The 1,918-nt window shown below is 70.3% G+C and carries 2 protein-coding genes and 1 riboswitch; of the genes, one reads left to right on the forward strand and one right to left on the reverse strand.

Annotated elements, in window-relative coordinates:
• Nucleotides 1-250: 250 nt before the first annotated feature.
• Nucleotides 251-538 (reverse strand): hypothetical protein, encoded by a 288-nt coding sequence (locus tag DEIPI_RS0106890; protein ID WP_027481291.1) that lies wholly within the window; start codon nt 536-538, stop codon nt 251-253.
• A 276-nt stretch (nt 539-814) separates the two neighbouring features.
• A riboswitch (cobalamin riboswitch) is annotated at nt 815-953 on the forward strand.
• Between the two features lie 114 nt (nt 954-1,067).
• Between DEIPI_RS0106890 and DEIPI_RS0106895 the strand changes: the two genes are divergently transcribed.
• A partial coding sequence (locus DEIPI_RS0106895) for an ABC transporter substrate-binding protein (RefSeq protein WP_027481292.1) occupies nt 1,068-1,918 on the forward strand: 851 nt, incomplete at its 3' end.

Consider the following 1,918-nt stretch of genomic DNA (forward strand, 5'->3'; position numbering starts at 1 on the left):
CACCCGGTCGGTCAGGCCCAGCGCCCGCACGCGCGGATCCGTCACGACGAACGCCCGCCGCACCCCCAGCCGCGCGAGCTCCCAGCCCGCCTCCCGCGCCGCTCCCGCGCCGAACTTCACGGGCGTCGCCTCGATGGTGAAGATCGTCTCGTGCTCGTGCATGACGCACCTCCGCGTTGATTCCGGTGACGTCACGCTACCAGAAAGGCGGGGCGGACGCGCCCGGCGCCTGCCCCACCCCGAATCCCCCTCAGTCGCCCCGCGCGGGCTCGTTGCCGGGGAAGAGCGAGTCGCTCGTCCCGGTCGAATCCTCCACGTCCAGATTCAGGGGTTTGCCCGCCTGCTCGCCCGTCCCCTCGATCCTCAGGGCGTACTCCGGCGCCAGTCCGTCCAGATGGTCCTCCCGGACCGTCCAGTGAATGTCGCCGCGCACGTGGTTGTGCGCGTAGCGCTTCGCGTCCAGCAGATCGTCGAACTCCCGCTGGAACTGCTCCACCGCGTTCGCGCTCCGCACCTCGATCGTCAGTCGATACGGCATGCCCGCTCCTTTCTCCAGCCCAACGGCTCGCCCGGCGTCGCCGGGTCGCGCCTCGTCTCCAACGGCTCGCCCGGCGTTGCCGGGTCGCGCCTCGTCTCCAACGGCTCGCCCGGCGTTGCCGGGTCGCGCCTCGCACCCCAGCCTTCCCGACGAAGCTGGGGCGAGGACACGGGAAGGGTGAACGCGCCTTCCCCAAACCAACGGCTCGCCCACTGTCGTGGGTCGCGCCTCGAATCTCAACGGCTCGCCCACTGTCGTGGGTCGCGCCTCGAATCTGGTAGCATCACTCGTCCTGGTGCTCGACGCGTGTAGCGCGAGCTGAAAGTGGGGAAGTCCGGTGAGAATCCGGCGCTGTCGCGCAGCGGTGTGAGGTCCGTCCTCGAGCCCGAATGCCCGCCAGGGACGCCACGCGCACGCGTGGCACCTCTCGACGAAAGAGGGCCGAACCGGGAGCCGAGGGGCTCCTCGAGGATGCCGTCCGTCCCGGGAGGGACGGGTTTTTCGTCGTTCCATCCACGAGGAGAAGAACATGCTCAAGCACACCGTCACCGTCCTGCTCGCCCTCACGGGCGGCGCCGCCCTCGCCACGAGGTACCCCCTCACCGTCACCGACGACCTCGGCCGCACCGTCACGCTCCAGAAGGAACCGCGCCGCATCGTCTCCATGCTGCCCAGCCACACCGAGACGCTCGCCGCGCTCGGCGCGGGCGACCGCCTCGTCGCCGTGGACCGCTTCAGCAACTACCCCAGGGCGCTCACGGACGGGCTGCCCAAGGTGGGTTCGGCCTTCAGCCCCAGCGTCGAGGCGATCGTGGCCCTGAAGCCCGACCTCGTCCTCGCCGACGAGTCCGCGAGCAGCAAGCTCACCCAGAAGCTCGCGGCGGCGGGCCTCACCGTGTACGGCGGCAGCGCCCAGACGTACAACGAGGTCTTCGAGAAGATCGGCGTGCTCGGGAAGCTCGTGAACCGTGAGGCCGCCGCGACGAACCTCATCACCACGATGCGCCGCGACCTGAACGACGTGCAGGCCCTCGTGCGGGGCGCGCCGAAGGTCAGCGTGTACTACGAGGTGGACCCCAGCCCCTACACGGTCGGGCCGAACTCCTTCATCGGAACGCTCCTCACGAAGGCGGGCGGGCAGAACGTCATCCCCGCGGGCATCGGCGACTTCCCGAAAATCAGTCCGGAGCTCGTCATTCAGAAGAACCCCAGCGTCATCGTCGGCGCGCGCGTCGACGACCTGCTCGCGCGGCCCGGCTGGAACACCATCGACGCCGTGAAGGCCCGGCAGGTGTACCGCCTCACCCCGGAGGAGGACGACGCGCTCTCCCGCCCCGGCCCGCGCCTCGCGACCGCCCTGCGCGTCCTCGCGCGCGTCCT

Origin of the sequence: Deinococcus pimensis DSM 21231 (assembly GCF_000519345.1) — a bacterium.
Lineage (GTDB): Bacteria > Deinococcota > Deinococci > Deinococcales > Deinococcaceae > Deinococcus_A > Deinococcus_A pimensis.